Raw genomic sequence first — 22162 nt, forward strand, 5'->3', positions numbered from 1 at the left:
ACGGGAAATCTCCTATCCCGTCGGTGGAGGATGTCCCAGGTGATGGCGTGCCGCATGAATGAACTGCCGGCAGTCTTCCAGCAATTGGGGGTAGTGAATCTTGAGTTGGGGCAGGCCCTGGGCAAGAGGAGTCGGGCGGGAAAGTCGGCGAGAGAGGTTTTGCAGAACTCTGCCGATCACCTGCGGATTGCGGTAACCGGCCAGCCAGTCGTGTTCGATCATGCGTGGCGCGATGCGTTGCAGATCGGGGGGAAGCTGGTCGAAGTTATATTGCAGCAAACGGTAAACGTGTGCGGCAAAATCCTCCAGCGGTTGTGGGTGGTGGCGGTGCCACTCCCGGGCCAGGATGTGGTCATAGAAAATGTCGACCATAATGCCCCGGCAGTGTCCGAACTTCGGGTCGAGCCGCTGCCTGCTTTTTTGAAAAAAAGGATTGCCCTGGGCAAAGGCGTCGATCCGGCGATGTTCCTCAATCCCTTGTCGCAGCAGGGGAGAGCAGCTCTCCTCGATGGCACCTTTGACGAAATCTCCCATTAAATTGCCCAGCAGACCCTCGTCGCTGCCGTCGGAGAGATAGAGGTGCATCAGGAAGTTCATCGGTCACTCACTCTTTGTCTCCGGCAAACATCAGGTCATCATGATCTTGTTGCGCAGAATCAGGATATCAAGGGCCAGCGTTGCTTTCTGCGTCAGTTTCTGCAGATCGAAAAACTCTCCCGTCAGCATGGAAGGCTGCCCGGTGACATAGAGGATGCAGATGACGCGACCCTGCTTGACCCAGGGAATCAGGAGGGTTGTTTCCGGCGGCAGGTTCTGCAGTTCTTCAAGAAGTCGATTGTTTTCGGTGGTATCCGGCGGCGTGCCGAGGTAGAAGCTGCCTGTCTCGACGACGGTCTTGAGAATGGAGGGGTCGTTCAGAGAAATATGAAAATGGTCGAAATCGGGGACCTTCTTGCCGTTGATCCTTGCCTGCCAACCGTGCGCCATTCCGTCGCGGATAAGAAAAAGCGCCGATTTGTCAAAGGTGCGCCCAATATATTTCAGAACGAGGGGCGCGATCTGATCGCGTTCGCGTACATCGGCAAGAGCCTGTGACAGTTCGTCAATGGCATATCGGGAGATATTCTCGCGCCACGACGGATCATTTGTTCTGGCTGGTGATATTGACGCAGTCGAGCTTCCGGAAGATCCGGTTTTTTTTGCCGGCGGATTTTTTTTGAGAATCTGCTTGATCACCGGAACATAACGGACATCGCGGTCGATGCCGTAGTGCTTCTCCAGCGCTAAAAACAGGCTAACCTCCGGCGCCACCAGGGGATGAATGGCATAACCGCTGATAAACCCGATTTCGTCCACGGCTCGCAGGTCCGAGGGATCAACCATTGCCAGGTAGAGTCGTTTTTTCTCCTGCCGCAGCGGTACGACTTTGTATTTCTGTGCAATCTTGCGGGGGATCAAGCGGACCAGTTCCGCCGGGATATTGAGCAATTCTTCACTTCCGGTGAAGGGAACCCTGAGCTTTTCGCTGAGAACCCGGGCGATGTCTTCTTCTTCGGCCACTCCCATCTCGATCAGGTTGGTGCCGAGCCTGCCTCCGAATATGGTCTGGTATTTCAGCGCTTCGTCCAGTTGCTGAAGGGAAATCAGCCCTTCCTGAACGAGCATTGTGCCGAGTTTGATGGCCATCCGTGTTACGCCTCTGAAAAAAAATGTATTTTGTGCATTCCGCTGAAGATGGATCAGGGGTTCGACTCGATCTGCGCCTGACGGATATTCGCGTCACCATCCAGCTGTGCCAGCAGGGGGGCTGCATGCTGCTTGAATTCAGCCATATTTTGTGAAGAGACGGACGGGGCGGCAGGAGCTTTGATGCGGGCCGGGTTGATCGGTGCGCCGTTTTTACGCATGCGAAAACAGAGATGGGGGCCGGTGGCCAGTCCGGTGCTGCCGACGTAGCCGATCACCTGCCCCTGGCTCAGTCGCTTGCCTTGGGTCATGCCGCGCGCGAATTTGCTCATGTGCAGATAAAGGGAGGTGTAGCCGTTGACGTGGCGGATTTCCATGAAATTGCCGTTGGCCCGAGTGTAGCCAATGCGGATGATGGTGCCGTCTCCCACCGTCTTGATGGGGGTCCCCGTCGGCGCGGCGTAGTCGATGGCGGGGTGAGATTTCCAGGTTTTGGTGATCGGGTGGTAGCGCCGCATCGTGTAGCCGGATGAGATGCGGGTGAAAGACAGGGGAGCCTTGAGAAAAGCCTTGCGCAGGCTGCGCCCTTCAGAGTCATAGTAGGCGGCGGAGCGCTCTCCGTCCTTGAACAGGATGGCGTCGAATGTTTTGCCCTGGTTGATGAACTGTGCCGCAAGGATGCGGCCGTAACCGCTGGGTTCTCCCTCCCGGTAGCGCTTCTCCACCAGCGCCTTGAAGCTGTCGCCCTGGCGGATGTCGAGGATGAAGTCGACATCCCAGGCGAAAATGTCCGCCAGCCTCATGGCAAGCTCGGGGGCTTCTCCGGAATCGGCGATTGCGGAGAACAGGTTGGATTCGATCCGCCCCTGAACAATTTCCGTTTCAACGGTATAAGGGATGGGGATGCGCTCGATCTCAAACCCTTCTTCTCCCTTTTTGACCAGCAGCTGTTCTTCCCGGTCGATCTCATAGAGAAAACTCTCAAAGTCTCCATCTGCCAGGCAGATCTGATAGGGCTGGCCCGCACAGATTCCGGTCAGGGGGAAAACCTTTTGGCTCTGCTGCGACAGGCGGTGAATCTCCTGCGGAGAAAAGTGGTCTTTGAATAAAGCGGTGATGGTATCGCCGGGTGCGATGAAATCCTTGATGACCTCACGCGCGATTTCCGGCTCCGGACGATGATTCTCCAGAGAGGAGATCGCTGGAGGGCTATCGGCGTCGTCGGCAGCCTGTACCTCTACGGGGTCCGGTTGGAAATGGGCTTCCGTCACGCCGGCATCCTGTTGAAGCAGGAAAAAACCGGCGGTAAACGCTGCGGCCAGGCACATGAAAAGCAGAGGCAACCGGTCGCGAAAGCGGCTCCGCCGTTTGCTCCTGTTGGAGCTCTGGGGGGGATTGAAATCAAAATCCATACACTATCCTGAGACAATTGAAATGTGCCGGGAAAAGCCAGCCCTTGCCGATGCTATCAGCCTTGCGTGGGAATTGTCCAGAGTCAATCGCTGTGAAGTCGAGAAGAGCAATAGGCCTTTTCATCCTCGAACATCTGCGGTAAAAATGATGAATTCTGCAACCGTTTAAAGTTTCCGGTCTTTTCTGTCGACAAGGATAAACAATGGCCAACCGACAAAGAATCATTGATGAATTTACTCGCCTGGCGTCCATTGCCAGCCCGTCTTTTCATGAAGGGGAGATCGCGCGCTATCTGACCCGCCGCTTCCAGGAACTGGGTGGAGAGGTTTTCACGGATGACGCCGGCACCCGCATCGGGGCCGAAAGCGGCAACCTGATAGTGACCTTTCCCGCGGAGGGGCGCGACAGCGAGCCGCTGATGCTCTCGGTGCACATGGATATGGTCGAGCCGGCCGCAGGGGTAAAACCCGTCTTGAACAACGGGGTTTTCACCAGTGCGGGGCCGACGGTTCTCGGCGCCGACGACAAGGCGGGGATTGTCGAAATTATGGAGGCCATTGAACTGCTGCGCGAGCGCGGCATTCCCCGCGGGCCGTTGGAGGTGGTGGTGACCGTGTGCGAGGAGGCCGGGCTGCTCGGCGCCAAAAATCTCGATTATTCCCGCCTGCGAAGCCGACGTGGGCTGGCGCTGGATACCACCGGGATTGATCTGGCGATTCACCGCGCGCCCTGCGCTGACAAGCTGCGCTTTGAAATCACCGGCCGCGATTCCCATGCGGGGATTGCGCCGGAGCGCGGCGTGTCGGCCATCGAAACGGCGGCGCGTGCTGTCACCGCCATGCGTCTCGGCCGCATCGATGATGAAACCACCGCGAATATCGGCACCATCCGCGGCGGTCAGGCCATCAATATCGTGCCTCGCAACGTGGTGCTCGAAGGGGAGGTGCGCAGCCACGACCCGGCCAAACTCAAGAGCCAGGGTGAGCACATGATCGCCTGTTTCGGGCAGGCGGCGGGCGAGATGAGCCGTGAAATCGACGGGGTCATGGTGCGTCCGGAGATCCGCTGCGAGGTCATCTCCGACTATCCGGTCATGCACGTGCCGCTGGAGAGCGACATGGTAGCGCTGGTGAGGGCTGCGGGGGAAGCGATCGGTCATCCGCTGACGGTGCGTGCGGCGGGCGGTGGCAGCGACGCCAATATCTTCAACAGTCACGGCATCGAGACCTTGATTGTCGGCACCGGCATGACCCATGTGCACACTGAGCAGGAGTCGGTGCGGGTCACGGATATGGAGCGCGTGGCCGAATTCCTGGTGGAGGTGATGAAGCGGGCATGAAATACCGGATCAACCCCCTGGTCGAAGCAGTGAACTTCCCCCCCATCTCCGAGGTCTGGGAGTGGGTTGCGGCCAAGCGCTGTCCCCGGGACATCCCCTTGATCGATCTTTGCCAGGCGGTGCCGTCCCATCCGCCGGATGCGGGGCTCGTCGCTCATCTGAAAAATCTGATGGATGATCCTGCGACCTATCGCTATACCCCGGACGAGGGCCTTGCGGAGGTGCGCGAAGGTTTAAGCGCCTATTACCAGCGCCGCTACGGGGCGCAGATGATACCGGAGTACCTGTGCCTGACGATCGGTGCCAGCCAGGCCTTCTGGCTGACGATGGTGACCCTGTGCCGCCCCGGCGACGAGGTGGTGGTCGTGGTGCCTTATTACTTCGACCACGTGATGGCCCTCGACATGCTCGGCATCCGCAGCGTCTTTGTGCCCTTCGACGATCAGAACGGCGGCATCCCGGACCCCCGCGCCCTGGCCTCGCGCATCAACGAGCGGACCCGGGCGCTGCTGATGGTGACGCCCAGCAATCCCACCGGTGTGGTGATGCCGCCGGAGGTGCTGGAGGAAATTCATGAGCTGGCGCGTAAAAACGACGTCGCTCTCGTCCTGGATGAAACCTACCAGGCGTTTATCCCCGGCGGCGGCCGTCCCCACAACCTGTTCTGCGATCCCGACTGGAGCGATCATTTCATTCACATCGCCTCCTACGGCAAAACCTTCGCCCTGACCGGCATGCGTGCCGGCGTGCTGGCCGCCTCCCCCGATTTTATGCGGCAGGCCCTCAAGGCGCAGGATACCATGGCGGTGTGCGCGCCGCGCCTGACGCAGCAGGCCATTTTGTACGGAGTGACCCGCCTCGACGGCTGGGTCGCGGCAAAAAGGGACGAGATGCAGCGCCGTCACGACCTGTTCGTGGAGGAGTTCACCAAGGGCGGCAATCCCTTCAGGCTGGTTGCCAGCGGTTCCTTTTTCGCCTGGGTACGCCATCCCTTCACCGGGCACAGCGGGCGGCAGGTGGCGCGCCTGCTGCTGGAGGAAGCGGGGGTGCTGACCCTCGGCGGCGAGGTGTTCGGCCCCGCCCTGTCCGGCTACCTGCGCATTGCGCTGGGGAATATCACCGAGGATCGAATTGCCGAGGCGGTGGGGCGGTTGCGTGAGTTTCCGGTTTAAAGGCTGTGATGGGTGGAGTGTGATGGGGGATGGAGGGCAGCGTTTTTTATTGCGGGGGCGGGTGGCGCGAGTGGCAACTGCGCTCCAGGGGTCGTCGGGCCATGGGTGCTTCGGGTAGCGGCCGGACAGTTCTTTTTTGACCTCGGGGTAGATGTTGTTCCAGAAACTGCGCAGATCCTGGGTCACCGCCAGGGGGCGGCGCGCGGGCGAGAGCAGATGAATTGTCACCGGAACGCGCCCCTCAAATACAGCCGGGGTGTCAGCCAGACCGAAAAGTTCCTGCAATTTAACCGCCAGCACCGGTCCCTCGGGTCCGTAATCGACCCGCACGCGCGAACCGCTCGGCACCTCCAGGTGCATCGGCGCCAATGTGTCCAGCCGCTGGCGGGTACGCCAGTCCAGCAGCGCGTGCAGCGCCGGTAGCGGATCGAAGCGGGCCAGGTCGTCCAGGGTGCGGCAACCGGTCAGGTAGGGTCCCAGCCAATTTCCCAGGTCCGCTGTCAGCTTTTCATCTGAGACATCCAGCCATTCACCGGATTCGTCCTGTTCGGCGACAAATCGCAGCCGCGCCAGAAACTGGCGGCTGTCGCGTGACCACCCCAACCCCTCAAGCCCGCGGCGGCGCAATCCCTGCAACAACGCCGGAATCCGCTCTGACTCTTCTGCCCTTACAGGCTTTTGTGCCAGCACCAGCGCGTCAAAAGCCAGGATTTCGCGCGCGGTCACTCGCTGCTCGCGCTCATCCCAGTCCACTTCACGGCGTCGGATCAGGCGCGATTGAAAATCCTGCTCGATCCATTCCCGCTCCAGACGGCTGGCCCGGCGGATCTCCCCTTCGCGCCGGTCGCCGCCGAACACCTCGACCGCCACCAGAAAGGGAAAAGCCCTGACCGCACTGTCTTTGCCCAAGTGCACGCCGCGGCCGTTGGCGAGCAGATAGCGGCGTGATCCGGGTTCACGCTGCGCTGCGATGCGATCGGGAAACGCGGCTGCCAGCAGCCGGCCGACCTGCTCCACCGAAGGCGAGCGATGCGGCTCCGGCTTCTCCCCCAACCGCCGCAGCCAATATTCTGCCGCCTGCACTACCCGGCGGCGGGAGTGTGTATCGTTGTTGCCGTTGCCGCCTCCGTCCAGCCAGGCCAGGTCTTCCAGCAGATCGCTGTCGAGCGTTCCCCGTCCCGATTCGCGGCGAGGCACAGCAACCTGTTCGCTCAGAATCGCCGCCAGGCGGCAGGCCAGACGCGGGTATTGGCGCTTTTGCCCCTGCAGTATCATAGCTGCCAGCCGCGGGTGCGCACCCAATTCCGCCATGGCGCGCCCCTGAGGCGTAATGCGATAGTGGTCATCCAGGGCGCCAAGCTGGGCCAGCAGTTTGCGCGCCGCCGTCAGGGCACCGGCGGGCGGAGGGTCGAGCCAGCTTAGTGCATCGCTGTCATCTATCCCCCACAGGGCCAGGTCCAGCGCCAGATCGCACAGATCCACACGGCGAATCTCCGGAACATTATGCGCCCGCAGGCTCCCCTGGGTCGCGTCCGTCCACAGTCGGTAGCAGATCCCGGGGCCGAGGCGGGCGGCGCGTCCCGCCCGCTGGGTGGCTGAAGCTGCGGAAATGCGCTCCGTTTCAAGCCGCGACGTGGCGCTGGCGGCATCGAAGGCGACACGCCGCGCCAGGCCGGAATCGACCACCACCTGCACCCCCTCGATGGTGAGGCTGGTCTCGGCGATGTTGGTTGCAAGAACCACTTTGCGTCGGGGCTGGGGCAGAATGACACGCTCCTGGGCGGCAAACGGGAGGTTTCCATACAACGGGCAGAGTAGGACAGGTGAGTCTTGGAGACGGGATTCCAGCAGGTTGGCGCAGCGACGGATCTCCGCCGCTCCCGGAAGAAAGACCAGCACGTCGCCTTCGTGGCGGCGCAGAACGGTTTCCACGCAATGCGCTGTTTCCTCCACCACCGGCCTGCCCGGGTCGCGGTCCAGATAGCGGATGTCGAGAGGGTGGCTGCGCCCCGTGGTCGTGAGCAGCGGCGCGTCACCCAGCAGGCGGCTGACCGGTTCGGCATCCAGGGTGGCGGACATCACCAGCAGGCGCAGGTCGTCGCGCAGCCCCTGCTGCACATCACGACACAGGGCCAGGGCGAGGTCCGAATGAAGATTACGCTCGTGGAATTCATCGAAGATCACCAGCCCGACCCCTTCGAGCAGGGGATCGCTCTGCAGCCGCCGCGCCAGAATACCTTCGGTTACCACCTCGATGCGGGTGCGGGGCGACACCCTGCGGTCAAAACGGATGGCATAGCCGATCGTTTCTCCGACCCTTTCGCCCCGTTGCTGCGCCATGAACCGCGCTGCATTGGACGCGGCCAGGCGGCGCGGTTCCAGCATCAGGATGCGCTTTCCGGCAAGCCAGGCTTCTTCGAGTAGAGCGGGCGGCACCCGGGTGGTCTTGCCCGTTCCAGGCGGCGCCTGCAGCACGGCACAACGGCCCAGCGACAGCGCCTCCTTCAGTTGCGGAAGAATCCCCTCGACAGACAGAGGCTCCTCACTCCTCACTCCCAAAGCCTACACCTTGCGGATCTCAAGCCCCTGCGGCCCAAGTTTCTCATTGGCTTTTTTCAGATGTTCTTCGCTGGAGATCACCGACACCACGCTTTGATCGCGACCTTCTACCAGGTAGCGCTGGGCAACGCGTCTGACAGTGCCGCGATCAGTGGCCAGGACTTTTTCGCGCAGTTCGCGCCGCATCTGCGGGGTCAATCCCTGGGTGGCGTTGGCGAACTCACGGTAGCCTTTGCCTCCCGGGGACAGCGGCTTGTCCAGTTCGGCAAAGACAGCGAGAATGGCTTCTTTGACCTCCTGATCGCTGAATTCTCCGGCCGCCGCCCACTGTGCCGCCTGATCATAGACGCTGAGGGTGCGTGCCAGATGGGGATCGCGGTAGGAAAGCATGGAGAGCAGGCCCGCTTCCGGGTTGCACGAGGCCATGCCGCCGTATGCTCCGCCCTTCTCGCGGATTTCACGATGCAGAAATCCAGATCTCAACAGCTTGCCCAACACCATCAACCCGGCGCTGTCGGCGTGGGTATAGGGTACGGTCGGAAAGACCCGCGTCACATAGGAGACCGGCATGCCTGCCGCCCATCCGAGTCGTGCCGTTTGTGCGGTGAAGGGGGGCGGCGGGGTGAGCTCCTGCCCTTTTTCCGGCAGCCGCTCGAGAAAGGATTTCAGGGCGGGGCGCCCCTGGTCGAAAAAACGCTGCTCGGCCACCATTCCGCAGCACATCCCCTCCCGGCGCAGCAGGCGTCGCGCCAGGTCCTTCATCGTTTCGGCGAACGCCTCCAGCTCCGCGCCGCGCAGTTCCGCAGTCTTTTTGGCCAGCGCCACCAGCTCCAGTCCCGACCAGGCCTCGCGCAGGCGTCCAGCCGGCCTGAGCCTAGCGGCCGCGGCGCGGGCGGCGTAGCTGTGTCCTGAAGCGGGGATGGAGTTTTCCAGCGAGGTGCGGATCTGCCCCAGAACCGTGGCGAGGCGGTCAAGGTCGCTGAAGTCTGGAGCGCTGAGCAGGTCGCCCAGCAGGTCGAAGAGCTTGTCCAGGTTGCGGGCCAGCGCCTTGCCTTTGACCTGAATCAGGGTCTTGATTTGTTCCGTATCCTGCGGGTTTTCCAAAACTTCGGGGGCTGCGGAGATGCCGCCGGTGCCCGCTTCGATGCGCTCGGCAATACGCTCATAGCTGTCCCCCGCGGCGCCGATATGCGTCAGCAGGGCGCAGAACAGCGGGACATAGGCCTGCAGTTCATCGGGCAGGCCTCCCGCGTCGAAATGGGCGATCGTATAAACGATGCCGTTGGTGGGCTGATCGAACCAGCGCACCGGAGTGCCCGCTTCTTCGCTGGTGGTATATTGCGCGGCCTTTTCTTCCGCTGGAATGTCGGAGAGATCCAGCGTCGGCAGGCACGAGAGATCCTCCTTCGCCTCTTGTGCCTGCTGCAGGGCGCGGGCGCGCTCGACAATGCGCTGTTCTTCTTCCGGCGACATGGCAGCCCGGATTTTCTCCAGCCGCTCTTTCTCCGCCTGCTGTTCCCGCTCTTTCTGCTCCGGGTCGGGGCAAAGAGTCAGAGTCACGCGATGGGGATTTTTTAGCAGCCACTTTCGGATCAGGCCTTCGAAGAAAGACCCGCGGTCGATTTCCTGGCGCAGCCGCTTCAGGTTCGCAGAAATGCTCAGCGGCGAAACCGGGTCTTCACAGTGCATCCACGGACCCATCATGCGCATGCATAGCACCAGGGGGTAGGGGTAGCTGTCGCCGGTGACTTCGCGATGGCTGAATTCGTAACGGTGGATGGCGCCGTCGATGCGCTCCCGGGAAAAGCCTTCGCGTGCCACCTCCTCGAGGGTCTGCAGCACCAGTTTCTCGATCGCCTCGGCCTGCTCGGGATCGGTTCCCTGCAGTCCTGCGGCGAAAACCGTGGTGCGGTAATCGTCGTGATAGCCGCATCCCGGTGCCAGGTTGGTGCCGAGCCTGGAGTCGAGCAGTGCCTTGTAGAGGGGTGCCGCCGGATTGCCCAGCAGCAGGATCGAGAGGATGTCGAGAGCCATGCGCTCGAAGGTCTCGGAGATATCCGCCGTCAGCCAGCCCAGTTGCACCATGGAACGGCGCGCGGTTTCCTCCCCTGCGTCGATGGGGAAGGTTTCTGTCACCTTTCGCGGCTGATCATAGCGCTGTTCCGGGGGCACTGCCGAATCGACCTGACGGCGGGAGAACTCCTTGAGCGCTTTTCCCTCAATTCGCTCCAGGTGCTTCTCCAGCGGCAGGTTGCCATAACTCAGCATCCAGCTGTTGCTGGGATGATAGTAGGCGGCATGAAAGGCTTTGAGGTCGGCGTGGGTCAGGTCGGGAATCTGCGACGGTTCTCCCCCGGAATTGTGATGATAGGTCACAGTAGGGAAGAGGGCGCGGTTGAGGCGCCGCCCCAGCAGCGACGAGGGGTCGGACATGGCACCCTTCATCTCGTTGTAGACCACCCCTTTGAATTCCAGGGGCGAGGATGGGTCGAGCGGATCGGCGAACTCGAGGCGGTGCCCTTCCTGGCTGAAGTTCATCTCCGTCAACAGCGGAAAAAAAGCCGCATCGAGATAGATATCCATCAGGTTGTAGAAATCCTTCTCGTTCATGCTGGAAAAAGGATACAGTGTCCAGTCGCTGGAGGTCAGCGCGTTCATGAAAGTGTTGAGGCTGCGCTTGAGCATGGAGAAGAACGGATCGCGCACCGGGTAACGGCGCGATCCGCACAACACGGTATGCTCAAGAATATGGGCGATTCCGGTGGAGTCCGCGGGCGTGGTGCGGAAGCCGACCGCGAACAGGTTGTTGCTGTCTTCGTTGGCCAGATGCACCATGCGGGCACCGGTGGCCTCATGGCGCAGCTGCACCATGTCGATATTGATCTCTTTGAGGGGAGTGACGGCGGTGACCTCGAAGCCATGGAGGTGCTGGCCGACGCTGGGAATCTCAGGCATGCAAAAATCCTTTCATGCAAAGCTGAAGATGCATTATGATTTCAAGCCATTCGTTTTATGACCACGAGGAATTGGAGCGGTCCGAATTTATATCATGGGCGCGGTGAAATAAAAAGGTGATCGATTCGCTATACTCTTGACTGCGGCTGAACAGAACAATTCAGAAAATGGAGAACTTATGAAATCCCTGGAAGTTCTTTTCAATAACAACCGCCGCTGGGCGGCAAGCAAGGTCGAGGAAGATCCGGAATTTTTCAAGCGGCTGCAGAATCAGCAGGCTCCCAGATATCTATGGATCGGCTGTGCCGACAGCCGTGTTCCTGCCAACGAGATCTGCGGCCTCGATCCGGGGGAGCTGTTTGTCCACCGCAATGTCGCAAATGTCGTGGTGCACAGCGACGTCAACTGCCTCTCCGTCATCCAGTATGCGGTGGAAGTGCTCAAGGTTGAGCATATCATCGTATGCGGCCATTACGGCTGTGGCGGCGTCAACGCCGCTCTCGGCAGCGGCCAGCATGGATTGATCGACAACTGGCTGCGGCATATCAAAGACGTCTACTACCTGCACCGCAAGAAGCTCGAGAGCATCACCGACGAAAAAGAGCGCATGGACCGCCTGTGCGAAATCAACGTCGCCCAGCAGGTGGCCAACGTCTGCCATACCACCATCGTGCAGAACGCCTGGCATCGCGGTCAAAAGCTGCATGTTCACGGCTGGCTCTACCACTTGGAAGACGGCCTGCTCAACAGCCTCGACCTGTGCATCGACGGCCCGGGTCAGATCCCCATCATCTATCGTATGGACAGTGGTGAAGAGCTGGGGTAATCCATCGCGGTTAATTTCAGCAATTCCTCTTCGATCAATCCCTTGAACAATTCAATTTTGTACCCGTTGTGCTTCAGCGGTTTGGCTTTTGCCATGGCCGCTGCGGCGGCGTTGGCAGCCGTGTCTGCGTTGAGGGGGCGGCCTGTCAGTTCGTCTTCCGCCTCTTGGACCCGCCAGGGAACGGGGGCCGCGCCGCTCAGGGCAATACGGGCCTGGTGGACGCGGTCGCCTTCAAACGTCAGCGCCAGGGCGCAGCCGGCGACGGCGAAATCCCAGGATTGGCGGGCCCGCACCTTGCGGTAGCTGCTGCGCTGCCCCTGCGCAGGAGCGGGGAGCAGGACGGCGGTGAGGATTTCCTGGTCGTCAAGGACTGTTTCCTTGAGAAAATCATCCTCCGGCAGGACATGAAAGTCCTCTACCGCCACGGTACGCTTGCCGCCAGGCCCCTGGATTTCAACCTGGGCGTCGAGGGCGACCAGGGCACAGGCGGTGTCTGAAGGATGGACGATGTAGCAGCCGCTGCCGCCAAGGACGCAATGAAACTGGCTCTGCCCTTTGTAGGCGTAGCAGGTCGGTCCCCCCTTGCGCAGGCAGTCAAATTCTCCGCGGTAATACCAGCAGCGCGGCTTCTGGCACAGGTTGCCGCCCAAAGTGCCCTGCTGACGCAGCTGAGGGCTGGCCACCGCGGCAGCCGCCTGGGAAAGTGCGGGGAACTGCTGCTGGATATCCTCATGCGCAGCCAATTCAGCAATGGGCAGCAGTGCCCCAAGGCGATAGCCGCCGTCGGAGCGGCGGGACAGGGCGCGCAAGTCGTCAAGGGCGGACAGGCTGACCACTTTAGAAGCAGCAAAAATCTGGTCGTGCAGGCAGCCGAGCAGATCGGTGCCCCCGGCGTGAAGGCGCACGCTTTCAGTCTCAAGGTGCTTGAAGGCTTCCTTCAACGTTTGCGGGCGCACATAGGAAAATTGCGGTATCATCTCATCCCTCCTTGCGATTCTCAGTGAGAACCTGCATCAGTTGAGGCGGGTTGATCGGGCTGTGGGTGACCCATTTCCCCGTGGCATGATAGACGGCATTGGCGATAGCTGCAGCAGTGGGGATGGTCACCGGCTCCCCCAACCCCTTGGCTCCGGTGCTGTTGGCCTCGGGGTCGGGCATATCTATGGGCAGCGACGTCATGCGCAGCGGCACATCAAGAGCGGTCGGCAGTTTATAATCATGCCAGTTTTTGTTGAGCACCTTGCCGCTCTGACCGTAGTCGAACTGGCGCACCTCGGTCATGCCGAGTCCGATCCCCATAGTGATGCCGCCGAAGACCTGGTTGTCGTAGGTCAGGCGGTCCATGACCCGGCCGCTGTCGTTGGCGCTGAGAAAACGCAGCACTTTGGCTTCGCCGGTGCGAGTGTTCACCTCAACTTCACAAAACTGGGCAGCGAAGGGATTGACGACCTTCCCGTCAGGATTGGGGCCGCGATAGCCGACGCCGACCACTACGCCGCGTTTTTTCAGGGTGGGGATTGAAGTGATGGCCACTTTCTTCGAGGAGTCGGATTTTGAGACAACGCTCGCTCCCTCGAAGCGTAGATCATCCACCTCGACTTCGAGGTGATCGGCAGCCATCTTCAGCAGTTGGCGTTTGACCTCCACCGCTGCCGCGCGCACCGTCGGCGATTCCGTCGGTACCGTCTTGCTGCCGCCGCTCGGGGTGGCATACTGGGTAGTGCCGGTGTCGGCGTGTTCAATCTGGATCACCTCGGGACGAACGCCGAGTTCTTCCGCCACCACCATCGCCATCACTGTTTTAGTGCCGGTGCCGATGTCGGAGGCGCCCATGTTGAGATTGACGCTGCCGTCGGAAAAAAGTTTAACGATGACGGTCGACGGCGGTCCGCCTCCACCTGCCACCCAGACGCAGGCCCCCATGCCGACGCCACGTTTTATATGACTCTTGCCGTTGTTCTCCTGCGCCTGGCGGCGCGCCTGCTGCCAGCCGAATTTTTCCGCCCCCTGGCGGAGGCACTGTTCAAGGCCGGTGGTGGTGTAGGGGGGCTGCCCTTTGCGGGCCTGGCTGACAGTGGGGATATTCTTCAGCCGCAGCTCTACCGGATCCATGCCGATCTCTTCGGCCAGTTCATCCAGCAGCTGCTCCAGGGCCCATGAACATTGCGGATGGCCCGGCGCACGGAAAGGACGGGCGGGACCGGCGTTGATGTAGATGTCGGTTGTTTCGCAGCGCACGTTGGGGCACAGGTAGAGGTCGCGCACCAGCCAGTCGAGCAGCGAGGTGCCGCCGGCGGGGAAGGCGCCGCCGGTGCCGGTGCCGGTAAACTCCAGGGCGGTGAGGGTGCCGTCCTTTTTGACGCCCCCTTTGAGCTTCATATTGGCGGGGGGACGGTTGCCGACGGCGAGGAAGGTTTCCTCCCGCGTCAGGAAGAGGCGCACCGGGCGTGCCGCCTTTTTGGCCAGCAGGGCGGCGATGATGGAGTATTTCCCGGTTTTGAGCTTGCTGCCGAATCCGCCGCCAAGATAGTGGCCGATGACACGCACCTTGGACAGGGGCAACTTGAGTGTTTCGGCGATCTGCGCCTGTACCGCGTAAACGCCCTGGCTGGATTCCCATACGGTGAGGCTGTCGCCGTCCCAGTTGGCGACACAGCCGTGCAGCTCCAGGGGCGTGTGGAGTTCCGCCTCGGTGCGATATTCGCGCTCCCGTACCACGTCGGCTTCAGAAAAGCCCGTGGCCACGTCGCCGCGGCTGTATTCATCCTTTTTGAGTTGGTTTCCCTGCTCATGTACCCGCGGCGCATCTTTCTCCAGGGCCATGCGCTCATCCACCACGAAGGGCAGTTCTTCGTACTCTACCTTGATGGCGTGCGCAGCATCTCGGGCCTGCTGTGGCGTGTCGGCCGCCACTGCGGCGACCGTATCGCCTTCAAAGCGGCAGACGGGGTCGAACAACCCTGTTTCAATGCCGTCGGCCCAACTCCACTTGAGGTCGGAGGGCGTGGTGCGGTTGCAGACGACAGCCCTGACGCCGGGCATCTTTTCCGCGGTGCTGGTGTCTACCCCCTTGACCCGGGCGTGCGGATAGGGACAGCGCACGACAGCCCCGTGGATCATGCGCGGCAGGGACAGGTCGGACGGGTAGACCGCGGTGCCGCTGACCCGTTCATAGCCGTCGACCCGGGGCAGCGGTTTGCCGACGATGTTGGTCTTTTCCCAGGGCGCTGGTTCGGCGTTCGGTGCCGGCGTCTCCGGTACGGGAATATCCTGAGTATAATAAAGGCCTTGTTGGTCGTCGCTCATGGCTGGCTCCCTTTATCTTGGTTCGGGGTGCTGAACAAGAATCAGGCTTTTCTCTTCTGTGCTGCTGTCTCGACCGCGTCGAAAATATGAACATAGGCGCCGCAGCGACACAGGTTGCCGCTGAGTGCTTCAGCGATCTGCTCTCGCGTCGGGTTGGCGTTGGCGCGCAGAAGCCCTTCCGCAGACATGATCTGTCCCGGGGTGCAGTAGCCGCACTGATAGGCATCGTGATCGAGAAAGGCCTGCTGGGTGGTGCCCAGTTCCTCGCCCTTCATCAGCCCTTCCAGGGTGGTGATGCGCTGATTTTCGGCTTCCACCGCCAGCGTCATGCAGGCATAGCGGGGCCGGTCGTCGATCAGCACCGTGCAGGCGCCGCACTCGCCGCGTTCGCAGCCGACCTTGGTGGCTGTCATCCCCATTCGGTCGCGCAGGACGTAGAGCAGCGTCCAGCGTGGCTCCACCAGCAACCGGTGCTTGCGGCCATTGATGTCCAGGGTGATGCGAACCATGTCGTCCGAGGTGATCTCCTGTGCGCCCGCCGTGGCAGGTGCGTTCACTCTCCCCGAAACAGCCACGGAGGCTGCACCGATTCCAACCGTGGTGAGGAAGCCGCGTCGGTTAATGCCGGTACGATGGGGGCATGAATCCTTTTTGTCCTTATCGCACATGCTGCCCTCCTTCTGTTTTGCGACTCAGCTTTTAAGCTTGGCGGCGATTTCGGCCACCCGAAGTCCCTGCACCTGGGCGATAGCCAGCTCGTTTTCGCTCGGCTGACGCGAGCCGTCGCCATCCGCCAGGGTACTGGCTCCGTAGGGGGTTCCGCCGGTGATTTCATCCATGTTGAGCAGGCGCTGTTCCGTGTAGGGTACGCCGACGATCACCATGCCATGATGCAGGAGCGTGGTGTGGAAACTGGTGATGGTGGTCTCCTGGCCGCCATGCTGAGAGGCGGTGGAGGTGAACACGCTGCCGACCTTGTCCACCAGCGCTCCTTTAAGCCACAGCCCACTGGTCTGATCCAGAAAATTTCGCATCTGGGCACACATATTTCCGAAGCGGGTCGGCGTGCCGAAAATCAGGGCATCCGCCTCTTCCAGTTGATCTAGGGTTGCGGTGGGGATATGGGCGAAAGCTTCCTTTGCCTTGAGGGCGCCGGAACTTTCAAGGACATCCTTCGGGACGAGTTCCGGAACCTGATAGAGGTTGGCTTCGGCGCCCTGATAACCACGCACTCCTTTGGCCACCGCCTCTGCCATCTGGTAAACATGTCCGTACATGCTGTAAAAGATAATGTTGATCTTAACGCTCATAATCATCTCCTTTGGCTCTGCTTTATTTTGTTTCTTTTGGAAAACATAGCGTAGATGTCGTCAATGTCCACCGCCCAACAGAATTCGTCGGATGGGGATCTGCAGGGCAGATTCCTTTTGGATGGATGCATTTCTTGCGGTAAGCTATTGTTTTTCCTTTTACCGGCGGCACCCGCCGCCTGATGACGAAACAGGTTTGTGCATGTCTCTTCTGACCGTAAAAAATATTTCCCTTGCTTTCGGCGGTCCGCTGCTGTTGGACGGTGCCGAGCTGACCATCCGTGACGGCGAGCGACTCTGCCTGCTGGGACGCAACGGCGCCGGCAAAACCACTTTGATGCGCGTTCTCAATGGCGACCTGCCGCCCGACGGCGGCGACATCATGCGCCGCCAGGGTTTGCGCACCGCCCTGGTCACGCAGGATGTCCCTGCGGATCTGGAGGGGACGGTATTTCCCATCATTGCTTCCGGTCTGGGGGAGCAGGCGGCACTGCTGGAAGAATTTCACCAGGTAAGCCGATCGCTGCAGTCCTCCACCGATCCGGCACTCATGGAGCGGCTGGCGCAACTTCAGAAGCGGATCGAGGAAACAGGCGGCTGGCAGATGCAGCAGCTGGTGGAGCAGGTCATCCGCCACCTGAAGCTTGAAGGCGATGCTGCGTTTGCGCATCTGTCGGGCGGGGTTAAGCGCCGCGTCATGCTGGGGCGTGCGCTGGTCAGCGATCCGGATCTGCTGCTGCTCGACGAGCCCACCAACCATCTCGACCTGGAGACCATCGCCTGGCTGGAGGATTTCCTGGTACGGCGCGACAAAGCGCTGATGTTCGTGACCCATGACCGTTCATTCCTGCGCCGCGTGGCGACCCGCATCGTTGAACTCGATCGCGGGCGCCTTTCCAGCTGGCAGTGCGATTACGACACTTACGTGCAGCGCCGGGAGGAGCAGCTGGAGGCGGAGGAGAAGCAGGCGGCCGAATTCGACAAGAAGCTGGTCCAGGAAGAGAAATGGATCCGCCAGGGGATCAAGGCGCGGCGCACCCGCAACATGGGGCGCGTGCGGGCGTTGCGGCAGATGCGCGAGGAGCGCCGCGCGCGCCGCGAACGTTCCGGCACCGCCGATCTGGCGGTACAGCAGGGTGAACGCAGCGGCCGGCGGGTGATCGAGGCCGAGCACATCTCCTACGCCTGGACGGGGCAGCCGATTATCCGCGATTTTTCCACGACAATCCTGCGGGGCGACAAAATAGGCATCATCGGTCCCAACGGTTCAGGCAAAACCACCCTGCTGCAGTTGCTGCTCGGGCGGCTCAAGCCCGACGAAGGGAGAGTCAAGCTCGGCACCAACCTGGAAATCGCCTACTTCGATCAGCACCGCGGCCAGCTTGATGAAGACAGGAGCGTGCAGGACAATATCGCCGAAGGCAACGACTGGGTGGAGATCAACGGCCAGCGCAAGCACGTGATCGGTTACCTGCGCGATTTTCTCTTCCCGCCGGAACGTGCCCGTTCGCCGGTTCGCACCCTCTCCGGCGGCGAGCGCAACCGCCTGCTGCTGGCGAAGCTGTTCACGCGGCCGGCCAACCTGCTGGTGCTGGACGAACCGACCAACGATCTCGACCTGGAGACGCTGGAGTTGCTGGAAGGTCTGCTGGTGGATTTCCCCGGCACCGTGCTGCTCGTCAGCCATGACCGCGCCTTTCTCGACAACGTGGTGACCAGCACCCTGGTGCTTGAAGGCGAGGGGAGGGTCGGTGAATATGTCGGCGGCTACGAGGACTGGCAGCGGCAGCGGGCAGAACAGATTGAAGACGAGGAGAAGAAACCGCAGGCTGCCGCCGAGAAAGTTCAGCCGCAGCGCCCCGGGCGCGACCGCCCCCGCAAGCTCGGCTTCAAGGAAAAACGCGAGCTTGAAGCCCTGCCGGCACGCATCGAAGAATTGGAGGCCGAGCAGGCGACCATTCACGAGCAGATGGCAAATCCGGATTTCTACCGCGACCACGGCGACGAGGTTGCGCAGCTGCAACAGAGACTGGAGCAGATTGCCCGGGAATTAGAGCAGGGTTACGCGCGCTGGGAGGAGCTGGAGGCTCTGGAAGGGTAAGGAAGCAATTGGATTGCGTGGGGTAGCCTCCCCCCTCTCAGCCTCCCCCCGCTGGGGGGAGGAGCTATGACCAAGAAGAGTGGGATGAGGATCTAGGACGCGGCCTTGCGGATGAGGGCCAGGAAAAATCCGTCCATCATTTCATCGGGAAGAATCCGCACCGCTTTGCACAGATCGGGATGCAGTGTTTTGCTCTTCCAGCGGGTCAGGCCGGGCTGGGTATTTTCGATGGGCAGGGTGATCTCTTTCAATTTTGCTTCATCTCCGACGCGGCGTAGCAGCCGGTCGAGGATCAGTTCGTTCTCCTCCGGCGAAAACGAGCAGGTGCAGTACAGCAGTACAGCTCCCGGCTTGAGGGAGGCCCAGGCAGAAGCGACCAGCCCTTTCTGCTTGCGGGACATCTCCTTGACTTTGCGGGGGCTCCAGTGTGCCCAGCTGTCCGGGTCGAGCCGTGAAAAGCGGGCCTCGGACGAGCATGGCGCGTCAAGAAGGATGCGGTCGAACATCTGCGGGCACTTGCGTCCGACCGCCCGGCCGTCCATCAGAAACGTGCGGGCAATTTCCACCCCCTGCTGATCCAGGTTGGCCTTGAGCTTGAAAAAGCGCGGCTTTACCGCCTCCACCACCGACAGCCTTCCCTCATTTTTCATCAGAGCCGCGATCTGGGTCGACTTGCCTCCCGGTGCCGCCGCCAGATCGAGAACCGTCTCCCCCGGCTGAGGATCAAGCACCCAAGGCGCCAGCATGCTCGAGAGATTCTGGATATAGAAAAGCCCCCGCTGGAAAGCCTTCGTTTCCGTCAGCGCCCGCTTGTCCTCGACGGGCAGGCTGTAAGCCCCGGACAACCAGGGAACGGGGTGGGGGAAGATGTTGTCGGATTCCAGTTCGCGCAGGAGCTGCTCCGCGGTGGTTCGCAGAGTGTTGACACGGAAGACGACCGGCTTTTCAAGGCTGAAAGAAGCGAGCGCTGCATCCTTGTGCGCCGGGGGAAGAACTTCGTTCAACAGGTTGAGAAATTCAACGGGAAGTTCCGGAAAGTGGCAGGTCATAATCGAGTCAATTCCAAGAGGATGGTGGGGCGCGGCTTCCTTTACGCAAAAAAGGCCGGAACGCTCGTTTTTGCGTTCCGGCCTGTGGATATAGCATGATTCCGTCTTGCGCTCAAGGCCCCATCATGCGCGTCATGGGAATCAGTCGCATGTAATCCTGATATTCCAGCGAGGTTTGCCAGTGGCCAGTAAGCATGCCGAAGCCGACGCCGCCGAAAAACAGCGTCAGCACCAGCACCGCGAAACTCCATGAGGGGAGGTAGCGGCGATAGAAGGGTGGCTTCATCGACAGCGCTTCGGTCGGGCAGTTTGAAACACAGCTCAGGCAGCCGGTGCACTCGGCATTGATGACGGTGCTTTTCTTCTCGACGTCAATGCGTGACGGACATGCGCGCGTACACTTGCTGCAGCCGATGCAGGCTTTTGGGGAGCGTCTGACCGCCATGGGGCTGCACAGACTGATGAGGCCCAGCAGAGCGCCGTAGGGGCAGAGATAGCGGCACCAGAAGTTGCGGTACAGCAGAGAAAGGCCTGTCAGAACAGCGAGCACCACTATGGCCGTGAGCGACATGTTGGTAAAGAAGTGCAGCATCTTCACGTCGCTTATGGCCCAGTAGGGGGCTTGCAGAAAGCCGCCGATGGCCTGCGCCGGCATGTCGACCAGGATGATCTTGACGAAAAAGGCCAGCAGGGCGTACTTGAGGCCCCGCAGCACGATGTCGAGCGGGCGCCAGATATGGAAGTTGCGTCCGAATATGCGCTCACCCAGTTTCCAGCACCCTTCCGATAGCGTTCCCACCGGGCACAACCAGGAGCAGAACGACTTGCGCGCCACAAACGCCATGGCGACAAAGGTCAGGAAAAGGACCAGCGCCGCCGGGTGCACATGATCGACGATGCCGTTTGTCACCCAGTGCTTGAGGCTGACCAGCGCGCCGATGGGAAGAAAACCCTCGACCCCTGGCGGACGCGACATGTAGGCAGTTGTCCCTCCCGATTCGAAATGGCGGACGAAAAACCAGAAACGCACGCCCAGATAGATGATCCAGGCGAAAAAGGCCCATTGGACCAGAATGCGAAAGGCGCGGGCATCACGCGGGAGCAGGGTTTGAAGCATAGAAAAATCTCCGGGAATAGCCGAGTCAGGAATATGTGGAAAATGCAGAACGTGCCGAGTGTCGCACCTGGGCCGCCGGGTTTCTTTGACGTAAATCAAAAAAATCCCGGCGTGGTGATTTCTGCGTGAATCGACAGTCTCGATCAGGGTTCTTCGTCGGGGGAAACCAGTGTGAATGCGCTGCTGACCTCCGGAGGGATGCTGCATGGACGTCCGCCAGCTGCATCGACATAAACCCACTCAGTCTGGGCGCGCGCGATCTCCTTGCCGTCGCCAGCGCGAACGAAAAGAAATTTCCGCAGGGAGCGGGAGCGCTTGAGGTTTGCCACCCAGGTGCGCACTTCGATGGTGTCGCCGGCAAAGGCCGGGGCCAGATAGGTGATCTGGTGCGAGCGCACCACCCAGCTGGCCTCCAGGCGGCGATAGGCCGCGGCATCGAGCCCCTGCGCGCTGGAGTGCATGACTGCTGCATCCTGCATCCACTGCACGTAGGAGACGTTGTTCACATGGCTGTTGGCGTCGATGGCGCTTCGCGGAACTTCGATGTCATGCTGAAAGATTGAAGGCATGATGCGGATTGCCTTTTTAAAGGGATCGTAGCTGTTCAGCATGGAGTCGCAACTCCCATGACAAGGGCCACTTTTCGCCCTGTGAAAAATTCTAAATTGCATATACAAGCGTTGTCAAGGGGTCGCAACTTCGCAAAGTGAACAGATACAATCGATCATTGAATGGATCAGGGGGTTGCCACGCGTTGTTTGATCATCTGCCAGGCGCCGTTTATTTTCTGGATATCAACCTGGAGATCCGCAATGCGCGCCTGGTAGTGAGAGTTGTCCAGCCATTTTCCGCTGTCGGTGAACATGGCGACCATCTGGCGGTTTCCAAAACCGGCTACGGGGCCGAGGTTGACGGGGGGCTCATTCGGTTGATGCACATAGGCGGTCAGTGTGAAGGAATTGCTGGCGCCGAACCCCACATCGCTGACCTTGAATTCGATAAAGTCTCCGTACTCATTTTCTTCGCCGGACAGGGTATAATCCTGTGTAAAGTAGTACCAGGCGATGGGCAGGGCGATCAGGGAAAGGATCGCGGTCAGTATAAATATCCGTCTGGTGCGAATGGCTGCGTTCATTGATTTCCGTCCTGCGCAAATGTTTTTCTATCGGGGAAGAAAAAAGGAATTGAGCGAAGTCTGTGTTTCGCGGGTTTCATGACATACCATATTTCAGCCGGCGCGCCTAGCCCATAGTGTGTTTGGTCCCCGCCGATTTGATATAATCGTGATCAGGAGAATTTTTTCTTCAGCTTGGAGCGCGAACATTTATC

16 protein-coding genes and 1 pseudogene are annotated in these 22162 nt (G+C 60.6%); 4 read left to right on the forward strand and 13 right to left on the reverse strand.

The annotated features are described in order from the left end of the window. Nucleotides 1–12 precede the first annotated feature (12 nt). Genes GSUB_RS04150 through GSUB_RS04160 form a run of 3 tightly spaced genes read right to left on the reverse strand, consistent with a single transcriptional unit; the run spans nt 13 to nt 3098 of the window. A complete protein-coding gene (locus tag GSUB_RS04150; RefSeq protein WP_040199328.1) occupies nt 13–597 on the reverse strand; it encodes an acyl carrier protein phosphodiesterase in 585 nt (194 codons plus the stop codon). Between the two features lie 30 nt (nt 598–627). Beyond that, the gene (locus tag GSUB_RS04155; RefSeq protein ID WP_040199330.1) at nt 628–1686 is read right to left on the reverse strand and encodes a GspE/PulE/PilB domain-containing protein; all 1059 of its coding nucleotides are present in this window, start codon (nt 1684–1686) and stop codon (nt 628–630) included. Between the two features lie 53 nt (nt 1687–1739). Next, nucleotides 1740–3098: a peptidoglycan DD-metalloendopeptidase family protein gene (locus GSUB_RS04160; RefSeq protein WP_052464521.1), complete on the reverse strand. Its 1359-nt coding sequence runs from the start codon at nt 3096–3098 to the stop codon at nt 1740–1742. Nucleotides 3099–3301: 203 nt separating this feature from the next. Between GSUB_RS04160 and GSUB_RS04165 the strand changes: the two genes are divergently transcribed. Beyond that, nucleotides 3302–4438 carry a M20/M25/M40 family metallo-hydrolase gene (locus GSUB_RS04165; protein WP_040199331.1) on the forward strand — a complete coding sequence of 379 codons (1137 nt, stop codon included), beginning with the start codon at nt 3302–3304 and terminating at the stop codon, nt 4436–4438. Continuing rightward, on the forward strand, nt 4435–5610 hold the full coding sequence (locus GSUB_RS18485; protein ID WP_084212186.1) for an aminotransferase: 1176 nt from the start codon (nt 4435–4437) through the stop codon (nt 5608–5610). The genes GSUB_RS04165 and GSUB_RS18485 overlap by 4 nt, the downstream gene beginning before the upstream one ends. A gap of 63 nt (nt 5611–5673) precedes the next feature. On the opposite strand, the pseudogene hrpB reads toward GSUB_RS18485, so the two are convergent. Together hrpB and GSUB_RS04175 are read right to left on the reverse strand one after the other, a co-directional pair. Continuing rightward, a pseudogene (hrpB, locus tag GSUB_RS04170) lies at nt 5674–8163 on the reverse strand (ATP-dependent helicase HrpB); the annotation flags it as partial. 9 nt (nt 8164–8172) lie between these two features. After that, complete coding sequence (locus GSUB_RS04175; protein ID WP_040199332.1) at nt 8173–11124, reverse strand: insulinase family protein; 2952 nt, start codon at nt 11122–11124, stop codon at nt 8173–8175. A 178-nt stretch (nt 11125–11302) separates the two neighbouring features. Between GSUB_RS04175 and can the strand changes: the two genes are divergently transcribed. After that, on the forward strand, nt 11303–11950 hold the full coding sequence (gene can, locus GSUB_RS04180) for a carbonate dehydratase (RefSeq protein WP_040199333.1): 648 nt from the start codon (nt 11303–11305) through the stop codon (nt 11948–11950). Here the strand turns inward: can and GSUB_RS04185 are convergent. The 4 genes from GSUB_RS04185 to wrbA are packed head-to-tail and all read right to left on the reverse strand — an operon-like array spanning nt 11917 to nt 16566. Beyond that, nucleotides 11917–12927 carry an FAD binding domain-containing protein gene (locus GSUB_RS04185; RefSeq protein ID WP_052464523.1) on the reverse strand — a complete coding sequence of 337 codons (1011 nt, stop codon included), beginning with the start codon at nt 12925–12927 and terminating at the stop codon, nt 11917–11919. The two genes, can and GSUB_RS04185, sit on opposite strands and share 34 nt — an antisense overlap. A 1-nt stretch (nt 12928) precedes the next feature. Then, a complete protein-coding gene (locus tag GSUB_RS04190) occupies nt 12929–15256 on the reverse strand; it encodes a xanthine dehydrogenase family protein molybdopterin-binding subunit (protein ID WP_040199334.1) in 2328 nt (775 codons plus the stop codon). A gap of 41 nt (nt 15257–15297) precedes the next feature. Beyond that, a complete protein-coding gene (locus GSUB_RS04195) occupies nt 15298–15924 on the reverse strand; it encodes a (2Fe-2S)-binding protein (RefSeq protein WP_040199335.1) in 627 nt (208 codons plus the stop codon). Nucleotides 15925–15948: 24 nt separating this feature from the next. After that, nucleotides 15949–16566 (reverse strand): NAD(P)H:quinone oxidoreductase, encoded by a 618-nt coding sequence (wrbA, locus tag GSUB_RS04200; RefSeq protein WP_040199336.1) that lies wholly within the window; start codon nt 16564–16566, stop codon nt 15949–15951. A gap of 202 nt (nt 16567–16768) precedes the next feature. Here wrbA and GSUB_RS04205 point away from each other — a divergent pair, with 202 nt between their 5' ends. Then, on the forward strand, nt 16769–18667 hold the full coding sequence (locus GSUB_RS04205; protein ID WP_040202070.1) for an ATP-binding cassette domain-containing protein: 1899 nt from the start codon (nt 16769–16771) through the stop codon (nt 18665–18667). A gap of 92 nt (nt 18668–18759) precedes the next feature. Here GSUB_RS04205 and GSUB_RS04210 read toward each other — a convergent pair whose 3' ends face one another. The 4 genes from GSUB_RS04210 to GSUB_RS04225 form a co-directional block, all read right to left on the reverse strand. Beyond that, nucleotides 18760–19716, reverse strand: coding sequence for an RsmB/NOP family class I SAM-dependent RNA methyltransferase (locus GSUB_RS04210; RefSeq protein ID WP_040199337.1), 957 nt, complete (start codon nt 19714–19716; stop codon nt 18760–18762). A gap of 112 nt (nt 19717–19828) precedes the next feature. Beyond that, a complete protein-coding gene (locus GSUB_RS04215; protein WP_052464525.1) occupies nt 19829–20833 on the reverse strand; it encodes a 4Fe-4S binding protein in 1005 nt (334 codons plus the stop codon). A 143-nt stretch (nt 20834–20976) separates the two neighbouring features. Further along, on the reverse strand, nt 20977–21444 hold the full coding sequence (locus GSUB_RS04220) for an acyl-CoA thioesterase (protein WP_235269905.1): 468 nt from the start codon (nt 21442–21444) through the stop codon (nt 20977–20979). A 125-nt stretch (nt 21445–21569) separates the two neighbouring features. After that, the gene (locus GSUB_RS04225) at nt 21570–21968 is read right to left on the reverse strand and encodes a hypothetical protein (protein ID WP_040199338.1); all 399 of its coding nucleotides are present in this window, start codon (nt 21966–21968) and stop codon (nt 21570–21572) included. Between the last annotated feature and the right edge of the window lie 194 nt (nt 21969–22162).

Origin of the sequence: Geoalkalibacter subterraneus, assembly GCF_000827125.1 — a bacterium.
Lineage (GTDB): Bacteria > Desulfobacterota > Desulfuromonadia > Desulfuromonadales > Geoalkalibacteraceae > Geoalkalibacter_A > Geoalkalibacter_A subterraneus.